We start from the raw sequence: 14,318 nt of genomic DNA on the forward strand, positions 1-14,318 counted from the left end.
GCTCATGCGCACCTATTCACTCGCCTATCTCACCACCAGTGCATTGCGACCCGCAGACATGGTGTCGCTTGCGGCAGAGCTGGGCTATGGCTACGTTGGCCTGCGCCTGCTGCCAAACGCAGCCGGTGCACCGCAGCAGCACCTGATTGGTGACGCAGTTGCCCTGCGCGAAACCCGGCAGCGGATACGTGATACTGGTGTCGGCGTGTTCGATCTCGAAATCATCCGCATCGGCAGCGACTTCGATGCGACGCGTTATGTGCCGTTACTTGAGGCAGGCGCCGCGCTGGGCGCGCACTCGCTGCTGGTCGCTGCCGACGACCCCGATCAGTCCCGGCTCGCCGACAACTTCGCGCGCATTTGCCAGCTCGCCGGACAGTACAGGTTGCATGCGAACCTCGAATTCATGCCGTGGACGGCGGTCAAGAACGCAAAACAAGCCGTCGCTCTCGTCGAGGCGGCAGGCTCGCCAGTCTGGGGAGGTGTGCTGGTCGACGCACTGCACTTCGCTCGCTCGGCAACCACGCGGGCGGACATCGCCGCCATTCCCCGCCATTGGCTGCACTATGCGCAGATTTGCGACGCGCCTGCCGAAATTCCCGCGACAGATGAGGAGTTGATCCACACGGCCCGCCAGGAACGCCTGCTGCCGGGCGAAGGAGGCATCGACCTGAGCGGACTGTTTTCGGCGTTGCCGACTGATCTGCCGATCAGCGTCGAGGTGCCCAACTATCTCCGCGTTCCGCGTCTTGGTGAGCGTGAGTGGGCAAGGCAGGCACTGGCTGCTGCGCGTGCGGTACTGTGCGACCACCCGTCGATCCAATAGCAACGCGTCTTCACGACTGAGTTGATCACAAGGCAGTACGGCGTCCACGCGCCTAGCGCCCGATCGTGCGTTTGAGCAAGGCCTCCATGCGGTTGTAGAACTCGACGCGGTTTTCCAGCTTTGCGTAGCCATGCCCTTCGTCAGCGCGCACCATCCATTCGACTGGCTTGCCCGCTCGCTCCATTGCGTCACGCATCTTTTCGCCATGAATCAATGGCACACGCCGGTCTTCGCCACCGTACGCCATCAACACCGGCCTGGTAATGCGCTCCGCGTTCTGCGCCGGGGAGGTGGCTCGCAGTTGCGCGGTGTCGCGGTCGGGATCACCGACCATCAACGGGAACAGGTAGCGCATGAAATCGCTGTCACTGGAGTCTGACCATGTCACCGAATGAAACAACTGCAGGTCAGTCACGCCAACATAGTTAATGGCGCACTGGAACTGCTCGGGCGTGCGCACCAGCGCCTGCATCGCCGCGTAACCGCCGTAGCTCGCGCCGTAGATACACATGCGCTTTGGGTCCGCAATGCCCTGCTTCACGGCCCACTGTGCGGTGTCAGTGATGTCGTCCTGCATCGCTAACCCCCATTGCCGGAAGCTGGCCAGCAAATGCCTTGCACCAAGGCCCGCCGTACCACGAAAGTTCGGCTGGATCACTGCGTAGCCACGCGATGCCAGAAACTGCGCCTCGGCGTCCCACTGCCACGCGTACCCCGGTACCCATGGGCCACCATGTACGATCACCACCAACGGCAGGTTTTTCGGCGCCACGTTGCGCGGTAGCGTGAGCAGCGCCGTCAGCGGCAGTTCATCGCGCGCGTTGAACTTCACGATGCGCGACTCCGCCATCAGCGCCGGCTTAAGCCAGGGCCGCGCGTCGATCAGGTATTCAAGTTTGCTGGTCTGGAAGTCAAACAGATACACCGTACCCGGCAGCCGGTCGGAAAACGAGTAAACCAGCATTCGCTTGCCCTGCTCTGGTGGCACGAAGAAGTTCACTGCGTTCGGCAGTTGCTGGTCGAATTGCCGCTGCAATGCGGCCCAACGCTCGTCCAGCCAGGCAATCGCCTGTCGCTCACCGCGATAGCCGACACCAGCCAGCTTCTTCGCGACGGGGTCGAAGACGGGATACAGCAAGTCATAGTCATCGCGATGCGCCAGCACCGCCTGCGTCTGCCCGCGTTCGTCGAAACGCAGCAGCGCCGCCGTCAGCCGCGAGCTGGCGAGTCTCGCCTCGCTGCGGTCCTTGAGGCCGAAGCCAAAAATACTGCCGTCATAACCGATCGAATGCGGCCAGCTGGCCGGTTCCCGGAAGTCGCCTTCGCTCCATTTGATCCAGGGTGACTTGTCGTCGCGGCGGTAGAAGACGCGGTTCACCGGCCCTTTGCTGGAGACCGCACCGCGCGGTATGCCATCGCGATCAAGCGCCCACTGCACGACGTCGCCGGGGTTATCGAAACTCAGCAGCTTCTTGCGTGCGGTACGGGTGTTCAGGCGATAGACGTCGCTGGCATCGAAGTTGCGCTCGTTGCTGGCGACAATGATGTCGTCGCTGCCATCGGCGAGCGTGGCCATTACTCGTGTGTAACGTGGCCGCACGATGATGGCGCCACCCTCGCCCATCGGCAGCGCAAGGCGCTTTGCCTCGCTGCCGTCGCGGTCTACCGCGAACAGGCCCCCGGTGCGCCAGGGGTTGGCAATGCCCACCGGGTCGAACACGTTGCCGCTGACAAACACCAGCCGCCTCGAGTTGACCCAGTAATACTCGACGATGTCGGTGTCCGGCAGTGTTGCGATCATCCGGGACGTACGCTTTTCGACATCGATGACGGCGAGCCCGAGGCGGCCGCCAGCGCGCGCCAGAAAAGCGAGATGGTTGCCATCAGGCGAGAGCCCAGGGCGGAATACGTCTGGCAGACGGAAAAAGTCCTGCGTCGCGATCTGCGCAGGCGGCGTAGCCGTCTGCGGCAATGCCGTGCCCGGCTGCGGTGGCGTGGCAAGCGCGGGCAAGGCCGGCGGCGAAACAGTGGCAGAGCCAGTGCTGGCTTGCGTTGATGACTGTGCGTACAGCGGCGCTAGCAGCAATGCCGCCAGCAGCAGCGAAAGCACCTTCCACCACTGGCGTCCGCCACGGTAGCCGCCAACAGTGCTGTGCATACGCCTGCCCCCTGCCGACGTGTTGGTACCGCTTGTCATGACGTCCAGTTTGCGGCGACAGGAGCCCGCCAGAAATCGATTTGCGACCAATGACGAGTGCCGGGGATCAGTGACGATACGGGCGACGGGCTCCGCATCACATCTGCTTGAACAGATGAAAGAAGTGGCGGCTGACCGCGATTTTTTCCGGGCAACCCCGGAGCACCAGTGAATGCTTTTCGACGCCATCGCGAGTGATGCGCGTGATCCGGTTCACGTTGACGATCGCACTGCGGTGAACCTGCCAGAAGATTTCCGGGTCGAGGCCGTCGAGCAGCTCACGCAGCGAAGTTCGGATCAGCACATCCTCGGTCTCGGTAACAACCCTTGTGTATTTGGTGTCGGACTGGAAGAAGATCACATCATCGACCGGGAACATCTTCACGTCATGCCCGACCAGTGCCTTGATCCACTTGAGTCTCGGCGTGGTGCGTGGCGTCTGGCTGTTGAGCAGGTGGATGACCGGGGTGACATCGTCGGGCGGGGTATCGATGCCCTTGCGCAATCGCTCCAGCGTCACCGCCAGCCGTTCCTCCTCGACCGGCTTCAGCAGGTAGTCCACCGCGCCGCGCTCAAACGCCTCGATCGCAAACTGGTCATAGGCGGTGCAGAACACGATGCGCGAACGATCACCAATTTCAGTAGCCACCTCCAGCCCGGACCGTATCGGCATGCGAATGTCGAGAAAACAAACGTCCGGTTGCGTGGCTTCAAACTTCTCCAGCGCATCAGCGCCGTTACCGGCCTCGGCGACCAGCTCGAAGTCGCTGTATGCAGCGAGCAGCTCGCGCATGCGGTCCCGCATCAGTGGTTCATCGTCGGCAATCAGGCAGCGAATCGGATCCATGGATGTTGCAATGCGAGTCAGACAGGCAGTGTTGATGAAGGCGGCGCCGGCGTGTCACCAGCCGTCAGCGGCAAAAAAAGCGTAGCAAGACAGCCGCGTGGCGCATTTTGTGTGAGCTGCAGGCGCGCTGCGTCACCGTAGATCGCCTGCAGACGTTGCGCGATGTTGGAAAGCCCGAGACCCGTGCCGGTTTCCCCTGCATCGCCCGAATCCGGTGTCAGACCAACGCCGGTGTCCGCCACGCTGATGACCAGCTGCTGACCGTCAATCAGCGAGCGCACGTCCACGCGGCCACCCTCGGCAGCGGGCTCAATGCCGTGCTTGATCGCGTTCTCGACCAGCGTCATCACCAATGCCGGCGGCAATGGAAACTGCTCACTGCCCGCCTGTGCTTCAACCGAGTACTGCAGCCGCTCACCCATGCGCGTCTGCATGATGGCCAGATATGCGGCTATCTGTTCGAATTCCCGCTTCAGCGCCCCCTTGTCATCACGCATTGACGGGATCGAAATCCGCAGAAAGCGAACCAGATGGCCAATCAGCCGGGCAGCGTCAGGTGCGCCCTTTTGCGCGAGCTGCTGCGCCGACGCCAGTGTGTTGAACAGGAAGTGCGGTTCAATTTGCGCCTGCAGCAGGCGCAGACGCGTCTCGGTCAACTGTCGCTGCACGTCGCTCGCCTGTTTCTCGGACGAGAGCCGGCGGTTGGCCAGTGCCACCTGCTGCGCCCGCAGATAAACGATGGCGCCAACGACAGCCGCGTAAAGCAGCCCTGCCGACAAGCCGGCAATCAGCGTTGCCTGAAAGCGCAGGTAGAAAGTCTGCCGCAGATCGTTACCGTAGTATCGATCCAGCGCTGCACCGATCAGGATGGCGATGAACACCGCAGCGACCGGTGCCAGCACCGTGATGTGGATCAGCTTGCGGGCCAGACTCGCAGTTGGCGAGAAGACCGGAATGACCGCCAGTCCCACCAGGAAAAACATCACGTTGAACGCCGGCCACGCCTCGTAAAACGCAATGTCGGGCACCGCCCAGGCCGCCAGTGAGGCCAGCAACAACGCGACCGGGATTGACGCGAATAGCCAGCGCCAGTGGCGTGACATCGCTACCGGCGCCTGTGAATCCACAGGGATTGACCTAGAAAAGTTGTTTGCCGAACCACCAGGCCAGGGCGGCAATGAAAGCCGACGCTGGAATGGTGAACACCCAGGCCCAGACAATGCTGCCGGCAATACCCCAGCGCACCGCCGAGAACTTGCGCGCGGCGCCCACGCCGACGATGGCCCCGGTGATCGTGTGCGTCGTGGACACTGGAATGCCGAAGCTCGACGCCACAAACAATGTAATGGCGCCGCCGGTCTCGGCACAGAAGCCACCGACCGGCTTCAGCTTGGTGATCTTCTGCCCCATCGTCTTGACGATACGCCAGCCGCCGAACAAAGTGCCAAGCGAAATGGCGGCGTAGCAACTGATGATGACCCAGTAAGGCAGGGACTTCACATCCTTGGTCGCGAGACCGGCAATGATCAGCAGCAACCAGATGATGCCCATTGTCTTCTGCGCGTCGTTGCTGCCGTGACCCAGGCTGTACAGCGCGCAGGAGAGCAACTGCCCACGCCGGAACCAGCGGTCAACCCGTCCTGGCATGGCACGGCGGAAGATCCACGACACCGCCAGCATCATCAACGCGCCGAGGATGAACCCCATCGCCGGTGACACCACGATGAATACCACCGTCTTGCCGATGCCGGCGCCGACCAGCGCACCGGTACCCGCCTTTGCCACCGTGGCGCCAATCATGCCGCCGATCAGCGCATGCGATGACGATGACGGGATGCCGTAGTACCAGGTGATGACGTTCCAGCTGATGGCGCCAACCAGTGCGCCAAAGATCACGTGGCTATCGACCACGCTGGGATCGACCATGCCCTTGCCGATGGTCGCCGCCACGTGCAACCCGAAGATGAACAGCGCCAGAAAATTGAAGCATGCCGCCCAGATTACGGCCTGCCCCGGCTTCAGCACGCCAGTGGAGACAATGGTGGCGATAGCGTTGGCCGCGTCGTGAAAGCCGTTCATGAAATCGAACGCAAGCGCGAGCGCAACGAGCAATACGATGACCCAGAGGGCGATTGCGGTAGGTTCCATGACGAGCCGTCCTGCCTGGGGTTCAGGCGTTTTCGATGACGATGCCCTGCATCACATTGGCGACGTCTTCACAGCGGTCGGTCACCGTCTCCAGCAGCTCGTAGATGGCCTTCAACTTGATGAGCTGCACGGCATCGCGCTCGGTGCGGAACAGTTTCGAGATGGCGCTGCGCATCACGCGGTCGGCATCCGATTCGAGGCGGTCAATTTCCTCACAAATTTTCAGGATGGTAGTCGCGTTGTCCATATTGGAAACCAGCGCCACAGCGGACTTGACGCGCTCGCAGCATTGCAGGCAGATCTCGCCAAGCTGCTTGGCTTCGGGCGTGACCGTCTTGATGTCGTAGAGTGAGACCGACTCGGCGACGTCCTGCATCAGATCCAGTACGTCATCCATATTGGAGATCAGCCGGTGAATCTCCTCGCGGTCGAGTGGCGTGATGAAAGTCTTGTGCAGCAGCTGGATCGCTTCGCGGGTGTAAGTGTCGCCACGTTTTTCGATCGCATCAATCGCGTTGGCATGATCGCGCAGGTCAGTGGCCCCCTCACCCAGCGCGTTCAGCAGCGCCACCAGCTCCTTGCCACCTTCGACAATTTCATGGGCATGCAGATTGAAAAGTTCAAAAAAGCGCCCTTCCTGCGGCATGAAGCGACCGAACATGCGCGACCCCTGCTAATTTTCAAAGTTGCCCGGATTCTAGCTGCGCTGCACCAATCGGTCGGCGAGCTTGTGTATGGTAAGTGGTGCCGAACCTTCCGCCTTGTTGTTGACGATGATGTAAGCCGCGATTTCGCGCCGCACCGCCTCCGCGATCAGCACGGCCACCTGTTCGCGCCCTTCCGGATCCTCGTCAACAAGAGCGTTGAACGGTGCGTAACGCTCCTTCGCTTCCTCGTATTTCATTCCCGAGTGAAGGCTCCACCGCACCACCAGTGGCAGCCGCCCGGCGTCGCGCCAGAAGCGCCCCTGCGTAGCTGCGGGCGGCATCCGGGCGTGGATTGCGATGCAATGCGTTGCGCCGCCCGCACACAGGGCGGCGAGGTAGTCATCGGTCAGCAGCTCCTGATCACGCACTTCGACGGCGTAGAAAGCCGACCCATACAGCCTGGGCAAGGCCAGCAGAAACTCTGCCAGCGCATCGGCGAAGCGCTGCGGCGCCCGCGTGAAGCGCGGCCCCAGCGGCGGGAACTGGAACACCAGCGGGCCGCAGCTGTCGCCCAGCCCCTGCGTCGCAGGCTGCACGAATTGCGCCGTCGCCAGCGCCGCACTGAGAAAGGCCGGGTTGTCCGTCCACTGGCCGTCGTCGCTGCGCAAGCGCGGACCGGTGAACAGCATTGGCGCTTTGACCAGAAAGCGGAAATCCGGCGCTACCGCGCGTGCCTGGCCGGCATACCGGCGGAAATCCGCCTCCGCCATCGGCGCGTAGAAAGTACGGTCAATGCCGACCGTGCGCAGCAGCGGATGCGCGGCGTAGGCACCAAGGCCCTGCCGCGAGAGCTTTACCTCGGAATGGCTGCCTTCATAGACCAGACCGCTCCAGCCGGGGAAACTCCACGACGAAGTGCCAAGATGAACGCCCTGCGGCAGCGCGGCCCCGAGTCCGGCGAGATGGGAGTCTTGCGCTGCGGGCGGCACTGCGCGGTCGCTGTCGCCTCGTCGCGGGGCACGGTGATCGGCAGCCTTGGCCGACGGCTTTGCGGCGGGCTCAGGCGCGCCGCCGAACAAGTCGAACTGACCGACCGGCAACGCTACGGCCCGCGGCTACTCGTAGTGCGCAGGTGGCGTCCGGCGCGACGGCTCAGCCTTGGGCACCAGTTCGAGACGCGCTTCCAGCACCTGCACATTGCTGGCGTCGAACTTGACGCGGCGCGGCATCGACGGACTGATCTGCCCTGGCACCAGCATGCTCGGATGCGTCACAAACACATCGTACTCACCGGCAGGAACGTTCTCGACTACGGCTGAGCCCGCCTTGGTCGTCTTGCCGAAGTAAGGCGAATCCACCACGTAGATGTGCGCATTCATCCAGTCGTGGATCAGGCATTGCAGCGTGATCTGGCCGGTCTTGTCCAGAAGCACCGGATCGGGTTCCTTGCGGGTGTAAACCTTGTGCTCAAAGACCGACGGGCCGGACAACACCTTGATGTGATGCTCGCCCCGGTCACGGTTCGGAAAGCGCATGCGGGTGCCGGTCTGCACCACACTGACGAACGGCTCGAACTTGAAGAAAGACTGCTCCACCGTCGCAGTGGCGTTGGCCGCCGCTGCCGGCGCCGGGCCGCCCACCGGCATCGCGTAGACCACGGCATTGGGCACCGGGGCGCCGTTCTTGTCCTTGATCTGGGCGACCAGCGTTCCGGCCTGCGCAGCGGTCGCGACCAGCGCGGCGCCGAGCGCTGCGACGACAGCAAGCCTGCGAAGGGCTTTCGGCTGCGCCGGGAAATGCTTGGTAGTGAACCGCATGAATGGACTTCTCCGCGATCAGATGGATGTTGTCAGCAGAAACGGAATCTACGTTAACTTTGCGCCCGTGTCATCCGTCGTTCGCCGTATTGCACGCGTCGCCGCCGTGCTCTGGGTAGCACCGGTCAGCCTCTGCGCCCTGCCGTTGCTGCCGCTCGCGTTGTGGCGTGCCCAGTGGCGCGTGGTGAACGGCGTGCTGGAAATCACTGGCCCGGCACTGTCGTGGTTTCTGCATGGGCCGTGGTTCCGCCTGCTGACCGGCGGCGCTGGCTTTGCGGCGGCGACCATCGGCCATGTGATCGTCGCGCGCGACGCCGGCTGCATGGACGGCTGCCGCGTGCATGAGCATGCGCACGTGCGCCAGTGCGAGCGCTGGGGACCGCTTTTCCCGTTCGCCTATGTCGGAGCCGGCTTGTACGCCGCGCTGCGCGCACGGAACTTTGGCGCCTACTACTGGAACAACCCATTCGAGCGGGAAGCGCGGGCGGCAGAGGGGCGCGATAAAACACTCCCGTAGATCATCAGCATTGCTCCATAAAGTCCGTTGCATAAGGCTTACGCCTGCATTTCGCGTAAAGTCGAGTATTTGAAAAAACGCGCGATGAGCCCAATTAAAATGCGGGTTATGGCAAAAAGCTGTACGGCATCTGCCCGACCCGCCGCTTTTGGTTGACACTTCGCGCTGCGGCTGGCGGGATGGCAATCAGTCGCTAGCACTGGAGAAAGATATGGCAGTTTTGAACCGATGGCGTTTGGCGATTGGCGCGATGATGAGCGTGACCGGACTTGCGCTGAGTACGATGCCGGTCGCCGCCGCCGAGATCAAGGTACTCACCGCTGGCGCCTTCAAGCCGGTAGTAACCGCCATCGCGGCGGACTTTGAGAAGCAGACCGGGCACAAGCTGGTGATCGACAACGACACGGCCGGTGCCCTGGTGAAGCGCATCAACAGTGGCGAGGCGTTTGATCTGGTGGTGCTGACGCCCGGCGCGCTGGAGCCGCTGGCGAAGGACAGCAAGGTGGTCGGCGGCAGCGTGCAGCGGCTGGCAAAGGTGGCGATCGGCGTGGCCGTCAAGCGCGGCGCGCCGCTGCCGGATATCAGCAGCGTCGATGCCTTCAAGAGCGCCCTGCTCGCCGCGCGCGCGGTCGCCTACATCGACCCGGCGGCCGGCGGATCCAGTGGCATTTATCTGTCGCAATGGTTCGAGAAGGCGGGCATCGCTGACCGCATCAAGCCCAAGGCCGTGCTGGTGCCGGGCGGCCTCGTGGCGCAGCGGCTGGTCAACGACCAGGCCGACCTCGCCATCCACCAGATCAGCGAAATCCTCGCCGTCCCCGGCGCCCAGCTCGTTGGCCCGATCCCGGCCGAAATCCAGAACTACACCGTCTATGCCGGCGCCATCAGCGGCAACGCGCGCGACGCGGAGGCAGCGCGCGCACTACTCGCCGCGCTCGCCAGCGCCAAGACGCGGGAGGTGTTGAAGGACAAGGGGATGGAGGGGCCGTGACCTTGACGGCTGGCTGTTGGGCCCGAACGGACTAAAGGATCACATTCCGTGCACGCTCCAGTACATCTCGGTGCCGGGAGTACAAAGGAAGCCCTCTAACCTACCCGCAACGTTGACACGGTCGAGATTTTCCCTGGAGGAGCAAATGAGAGAGAAGTGGCTCTCCCAGTGCACAGTCCAAAGCAATGACTGGTCCGGGGAAAATACGTTGCAATGACCGCGAATCGTCTGAACCGACTCTGTCAGCAAGTCCTCGACCCAGTACAACTTTCGCTCTGTGCAAAACTCGTCGCCGATCCACACCCATTTGTGGCCAAGTTCTTGAAATAGACGCAGAACCTGATTGTGCAAGAGATCGGAGTGTTCGCCGTCTGCTGGAGCAACGATGCCATTCGCGAGCGCAAGCTCGGAAATACGTTTCGCGTAGTCTCTGTTCTGATACTGCGGATTGAGCCCCAGGCTAAGGGTACGCAAGCCGATATCAACAGCCGACAGCGACGGCAGCCCGGCAAGACGCATAACCTCTCGCCACGTCACCGGTTCGCAAGCGCCGACGATTTGACGGCGACCGAGTGAGTCGTCCGATTCAAGCGTCTCACGTGAAATTGAGATCGGTCTGAGAAATGGACTCAATGAAACATAGACCGAATCAAACTTACCCTCGTAATACTTGAGAATTCTTCCGTCACCCGGACACGAGGCAAAGCGTTCCCTGTCGGGCAATACTCGCGTGTTCAAGGCCGACGTCCGGGTCGTGGTGCTCCAAGACTATTCACAACGCGGGTCGCAAGCATCAGTACGTTCACAGCAGAATGCGACTCAGTCTTGGTCCCGCTCATACCCCGGCAACACCGCAATCAGGTCATGCTCGGTCGTCTCGACCACCGTGACCTTGACGATGTCGCCAACGTTGAGCGAATCTGCCTGCTGCACGTGCACCAAGCCGTCGATCTCCGGGGCGTCGGCCCATGAGCGGGCGACAGCGATGTTGTCCTGCACGTCGTCGACGATCACTTCGATCTCGCGGCCGATCTTGGCGCGCAGGCGGGCCTCGCTGATCTCGGCCTGCACTTCCATGAAGCGCTCGCGGCGTTCTTCCTTGACCTCGTCCGGCAGTTGATCCGGCAGATCGTTCGCCGTTGCGCCTTCGACAGGTGAATACGCGAAGCAGCCAACGCGATCAAGCTGCGCCTCGCGCAGGAAATCGAGCAGCTCTTCGAACTCGGCTTCCGTCTCGCCGGGGAAGCCGACGATGAAGGTGGAGCGAATGGTGAGATCAGGGCAGGCCGCGCGCCAGGCCTGAATGCGCTCGATATTTTTCTCGCCGCTGGCCGGGCGCTTCATGAGCTTCAGGATGCGCGGATTGGCGTGCTGGAACGGCACATCCAGGTAGGGCAACACGCGCCCACCACTCGCCAGCGTGCTCTGCGCCATCAGCGGAATCACGTTGTCCACGCTCGGGTACGGGTACACGTAGTGCATGCGCGTCCAAACGCCAAGCTGCCCGAGCGATTCGGCCAACTCCAGCATGCGCGTCTTGACCGGCTTGCCGTTGACGAAGTCGGTGCGGTATTTGACGTCGACGCCGTACGCCGAAGTGTCCTGCGAGATGACCAGCAGCTCCTTGACGCCGGATTTCACCAGCGACTCGGCCTCGCGCATCACTTCGCCAATTGGTCGGCTGACGAGGTCGCCGCGCATCGACGGGATGATGCAGAAGCTGCAACGATGATTGCAGCCTTCCGAGATCTTGAGATAGGCGTAGTGCTTGGGCGTCAGCTTGACGCCGTGGTCGGGAACCAGGTCGATGAACTGGTGATGCGGCTTGGGCAGATGCGTGTGTACCGCGTCCATCACCTCGTTCGGCGCATGCGGGCCGGTGACGGCGAGCACCTTCGGGTGGATGTTGCGGATGAAGTCACCGTCCTGCTTGGCGCCGAGGCAACCGGTGACGATCACCTTGCCGTTTTCGGCAATCGCCTCACCAATGGCGTCGAGCGATTCGGCGACCGCGTCATCAATGAAGCCGCAGGTGTTGACCACCACCAGATCGGCATCGGCGTAGTCGCCAACGGTCGCATAGCCCTCGGCCTTCAGGCGCGTGAGCACCTGTTCGCTGTCGACGAGGGCCTTCGGGCAGCCGAGGGAAACGAAGCCTACTTTTGGCGCTGATGATTTGGTTTGCAACGTGCTGCCGCTCATAGTGTGGGTTGGAATGCGCGCCAAAAGAGGACCAATGACGGAGGACGAATGACGCAAAGGCTGGCGATCAATTTCGGGCTATCGACACAGGCTCGAAATCTCAGCGTGCAATGGCGCGAGCGCTTCGTCTAGCGCGAAGCGCGTCCGTCATTCGTCTTTCGTCCTGCGCGCAGAGCGCGCTACTTCTTCTCGCCGCCGGGGAATCCGGGGAACTGAAAACCGGGGAAGAACTGCTTGGTGCTTTCCTGCATCTTCTGCTGCATGTCGAGGAACATCTTGCTCGATTGCTCGAGGTAGTTGCCCATCACGCCCTGCATCGCCGGCGCCTGCATCTGCATGAACTGCTGCCAGACCTCCGAGCCCACCTTGGACGGATCGCCACCGGTACCGCCCAACATGGCGCCGCCCTGCTCCGCCATCTTCTTCTGGAAGTCCATGAAGGCGCGCACGTTCTGCTCGAACAGTCCGCCCACCACGCCCTGCATGGCACCACCGTAAAAACGGATCATCTGCGCCAGCATCTCATTGGAGAACATCGGCACACCGGCCGCTTCCTCTTCAAGAATGATCTGCAGCAGGATCGCGCGAGTCAGCTCCTCGTTGGTCTTGGCATCGCGCACCTGGAATGGCGTGTTTTCCACCACCATCTGCTTGACGTCCGCCAGCGTGATGTAGCCGCTGGTGGCCGTGTCATAAAGCCTGCGATTGGGATACTTTTTGATGATGCGCATTGCGGAGCGCGCTCCTGTTGCCGCGCGGGCGCCGAAACCTGCCTTGGTTGCCATCGTAACGATCCTCTTTGTGCAGTGCGCCATTGTAGTGCAGTGCGCAAAGCCGCATGCGGATGCGGCTTTGCGGCCATTTTCGGCACGATCCGGCAGCCGCAGAAAACGGCGGTTCCACGCCGTTTCAAACCATTCCTAGGTGTTTCGACTCTAATTTGCTGCGTCGCAACAAATTTGTCTTGACTTGGTCGTGAAGCATCACTAACATTCATTTTGTGCGCTGCAGCAATTTCGGCTGCGAAACCAAATCCAGGAGAAATACATGATCCCCGTTTTCGAACAAGTCGCTGAAATGAACCGTGCTTACCTCGCCAACGTGCTCAAGGGCGTTGACGCTGCTGTTGCTTACAGCACCAAGGCTTCGACCTTCGGCGTGAAAGCTGCCAACGAATTCGCCGCTGCTACCGCTGCTGACCTGCACGCGCTGGCTTCGGTCAAGGCTCCGCAGGACCTCGTTCCGCTGCGCGCCAAGCAACTCGAAGAAAAGGCTGACTGGGCCACGACGACCGGCCGCGCCGCGCTCGACCTGATCGCTTCTGCCCAAACCGAAGCCATGCAGTTCGCTGAAGCGCAAGCCGCTGAAGCTGCCAAGACCTTCGTGTCGAACCTCGACAAGCTGGCCAAGAGCGCCCCGCAAGGCGTTCCGGGTGCCGACTACGCGCTGTCTGCTGTGAAGGCTGGCGTTGAAACGTCGATGGCTGCTTTCGAAACCGTTGCCAAGGCAACGAAAGAAGGCGTTGAGTTCGCCGGCTCGCAAGTCAAGGCTGCTGCCAAGGCTGCCCCGAAGCGCAAGTAATCAGCACGTATACAAACTCCAAGTGGGGCGCTGCTCGCAGCAGCCCCGCAATGAAGGGGCTTGTTAACACTGTTTTCGCGAGTGCGGCGGTCGTATTTTCGATGCACGGTTAGGCGCGAAGGCCGCCGTGGTGCGGGCACCACAAGGGCTTCGCAACAACACCGGGCGCGAAAATACGACACGCCCCGAAGGGTTGCCACGAGACGGCGCGTCTGCCGCGTCGCCCTGCTTGGCCGTGGAACCACCACGGCCAGCGCAGTGCTCCTTGCATCCATCGCCGCCTCGTGGCAACGCAGCTCGTGAAAACAGTGTTAACAAGCCCCGGGGATCGTGCCGATCCCACCCAACAAGGTGGGACCGCGACACCCTTCATCATGAGACGCTACACGTGTCCTCGGTGATGATGACTCGATGATTGCCGCCCCTCCTCCGTCCTCCAGAGCAGGCAGTCACGAAGTCCCTCCAGCCCGCCCGGCTTGCCGCGCGGGCTTTTTCTTTGTGGCGTCAGCAGCGGGCCGAAACGAGCCGGTGCGGGTAGCGGCTAT

At 62.0% G+C, this 14,318-nt stretch carries 14 protein-coding genes; 4 read left to right on the top strand and 10 right to left on the bottom strand.

Annotated elements, in window-relative coordinates:
* Positions 1–4: 4 nt before the first annotated feature.
* Positions 5–826 (top strand): sugar phosphate isomerase/epimerase family protein, encoded by an 822-nt coding sequence (locus FKL89_RS11980; protein ID WP_156862970.1) that lies wholly within the window; start codon positions 5–7, stop codon positions 824–826.
* 52 nt (positions 827–878) lie between these two features.
* On the opposite strand, the gene FKL89_RS11985 is transcribed toward FKL89_RS11980, so the two are convergent.
* The 7 genes from FKL89_RS11985 to FKL89_RS12015 all read right to left on the bottom strand — a co-directional run bounded on the left by FKL89_RS11985 (position 879) and on the right by FKL89_RS12015 (position 8,482).
* Positions 879–2,984 carry a S9 family peptidase gene (locus FKL89_RS11985; RefSeq protein WP_162527501.1) on the bottom strand — a complete coding sequence of 702 codons (2,106 nt, stop codon included), beginning with the start codon at positions 2,982–2,984 and terminating at the stop codon, positions 879–881.
* 136 nt (positions 2,985–3,120) lie between these two features.
* Complete coding sequence (locus tag FKL89_RS11990) at positions 3,121–3,870, bottom strand: LytR/AlgR family response regulator transcription factor (RefSeq protein WP_156862972.1); 750 nt, start codon at positions 3,868–3,870, stop codon at positions 3,121–3,123.
* A 17-nt stretch (positions 3,871–3,887) separates the two neighbouring features.
* Positions 3,888–4,973 (bottom strand): sensor histidine kinase, encoded by a 1,086-nt coding sequence (locus FKL89_RS11995; RefSeq protein ID WP_156862973.1) that lies wholly within the window; start codon positions 4,971–4,973, stop codon positions 3,888–3,890.
* 34 nt (positions 4,974–5,007) lie between these two features.
* Positions 5,008–6,018 carry an inorganic phosphate transporter gene (locus FKL89_RS12000; RefSeq protein ID WP_156862974.1) on the bottom strand — a complete coding sequence of 337 codons (1,011 nt, stop codon included), beginning with the start codon at positions 6,016–6,018 and terminating at the stop codon, positions 5,008–5,010.
* A 22-nt stretch (positions 6,019–6,040) separates the two neighbouring features.
* The gene (locus FKL89_RS12005) at positions 6,041–6,679 is read right to left on the bottom strand and encodes a DUF47 domain-containing protein (protein ID WP_156862975.1); all 639 of its coding nucleotides are present in this window, start codon (positions 6,677–6,679) and stop codon (positions 6,041–6,043) included.
* A gap of 36 nt (positions 6,680–6,715) precedes the next feature.
* Positions 6,716–7,765, bottom strand: a complete 1,050-nt coding sequence (locus tag FKL89_RS12010) for a DUF72 domain-containing protein (protein ID WP_156862976.1) — start codon at positions 7,763–7,765, stop codon at positions 6,716–6,718.
* 15 nt (positions 7,766–7,780) lie between these two features.
* Positions 7,781–8,482, bottom strand: coding sequence for a cupredoxin domain-containing protein (locus FKL89_RS12015; protein WP_156862977.1), 702 nt, complete (start codon positions 8,480–8,482; stop codon positions 7,781–7,783).
* A 67-nt stretch (positions 8,483–8,549) separates the two neighbouring features.
* On the opposite strand from FKL89_RS12015, the gene FKL89_RS12020 reads away from it, so the two are divergent.
* Positions 8,550–8,999, top strand: a complete 450-nt coding sequence (locus FKL89_RS12020; protein ID WP_156862978.1) for a hypothetical protein — start codon at positions 8,550–8,552, stop codon at positions 8,997–8,999.
* Positions 9,000–9,210: 211 nt separating this feature from the next.
* Positions 9,211–9,990, top strand: coding sequence for a molybdate ABC transporter substrate-binding protein (locus tag FKL89_RS12025; protein WP_238363340.1), 780 nt, complete (start codon positions 9,211–9,213; stop codon positions 9,988–9,990).
* A gap of 39 nt (positions 9,991–10,029) precedes the next feature.
* On the opposite strand, the gene FKL89_RS12030 is transcribed toward FKL89_RS12025, so the two are convergent.
* The 3 genes from FKL89_RS12030 to phaR all read right to left on the bottom strand — a co-directional run bounded on the left by FKL89_RS12030 (position 10,030) and on the right by phaR (position 12,977).
* Complete coding sequence (locus tag FKL89_RS12030) at positions 10,030–10,728, bottom strand: DUF2711 family protein (RefSeq protein WP_156862979.1); 699 nt, start codon at positions 10,726–10,728, stop codon at positions 10,030–10,032.
* A gap of 81 nt (positions 10,729–10,809) precedes the next feature.
* Positions 10,810–12,192, bottom strand: a complete 1,383-nt coding sequence (rimO, locus tag FKL89_RS12035; protein ID WP_156862980.1) for a 30S ribosomal protein S12 methylthiotransferase RimO — start codon at positions 12,190–12,192, stop codon at positions 10,810–10,812.
* 179 nt (positions 12,193–12,371) lie between these two features.
* On the bottom strand, positions 12,372–12,977 hold the full coding sequence (gene phaR / locus FKL89_RS12040) for a polyhydroxyalkanoate synthesis repressor PhaR (RefSeq protein WP_156862981.1): 606 nt from the start codon (positions 12,975–12,977) through the stop codon (positions 12,372–12,374).
* Positions 12,978–13,239: 262 nt separating this feature from the next.
* Between phaR and FKL89_RS12045 the strand changes: the two genes are divergently transcribed.
* Positions 13,240–13,773, top strand: a complete 534-nt coding sequence (locus FKL89_RS12045) for a phasin family protein (RefSeq protein WP_156862982.1) — start codon at positions 13,240–13,242, stop codon at positions 13,771–13,773.
* The last annotated feature ends 545 nt before the right edge of the window (positions 13,774–14,318 follow it).

Source organism: Casimicrobium huifangae, from assembly GCF_009746125.1.
Classification (GTDB): domain Bacteria; phylum Pseudomonadota; class Gammaproteobacteria; order Burkholderiales; family Casimicrobiaceae; genus Casimicrobium; species Casimicrobium huifangae.

Bases quoted from the DNA above. Each gene is read 5' to 3' on its own strand.
- phaR (WP_156862981.1), bottom strand. From the start codon at position 12,977: ATGGCAACCAAGGCAGGTTTCGGCGCCCGCGCGGCAACAGGAGCGCGC.
- FKL89_RS12005 (WP_156862975.1), bottom strand. From the start codon at position 6,679: ATGTTCGGTCGCTTCATGCCGCAGGAAGGGCGCTTTTTTGAACTTTTC.
- FKL89_RS11990 (WP_156862972.1), bottom strand. From the start codon at position 3,870: ATGGATCCGATTCGCTGCCTGATTGCCGACGATGAACCACTGATGCGG.
- FKL89_RS11985 (WP_162527501.1), bottom strand. From the start codon at position 2,984: ATGCACAGCACTGTTGGCGGCTACCGTGGCGGACGCCAGTGGTGGAAG.
- FKL89_RS12000 (WP_156862974.1), bottom strand. From the start codon at position 6,018: ATGGAACCTACCGCAATCGCCCTCTGGGTCATCGTATTGCTCGTTGCG.
- FKL89_RS12045 (WP_156862982.1), top strand. From the start codon at position 13,240: ATGATCCCCGTTTTCGAACAAGTCGCTGAAATGAACCGTGCTTACCTC.
- FKL89_RS11980 (WP_156862970.1), top strand. From the start codon at position 5: ATGCGCACCTATTCACTCGCCTATCTCACCACCAGTGCATTGCGACCC.
- rimO (WP_156862980.1), bottom strand. From the start codon at position 12,192: ATGAGCGGCAGCACGTTGCAAACCAAATCATCAGCGCCAAAAGTAGGC.
- FKL89_RS12025 (WP_238363340.1), top strand. From the start codon at position 9,211: ATGGCAGTTTTGAACCGATGGCGTTTGGCGATTGGCGCGATGATGAGC.
- FKL89_RS11995 (WP_156862973.1), bottom strand. From the start codon at position 4,973: ATGTCACGCCACTGGCGCTGGCTATTCGCGTCAATCCCGGTCGCGTTG.
- FKL89_RS12015 (WP_156862977.1), bottom strand. From the start codon at position 8,482: ATGCGGTTCACTACCAAGCATTTCCCGGCGCAGCCGAAAGCCCTTCGC.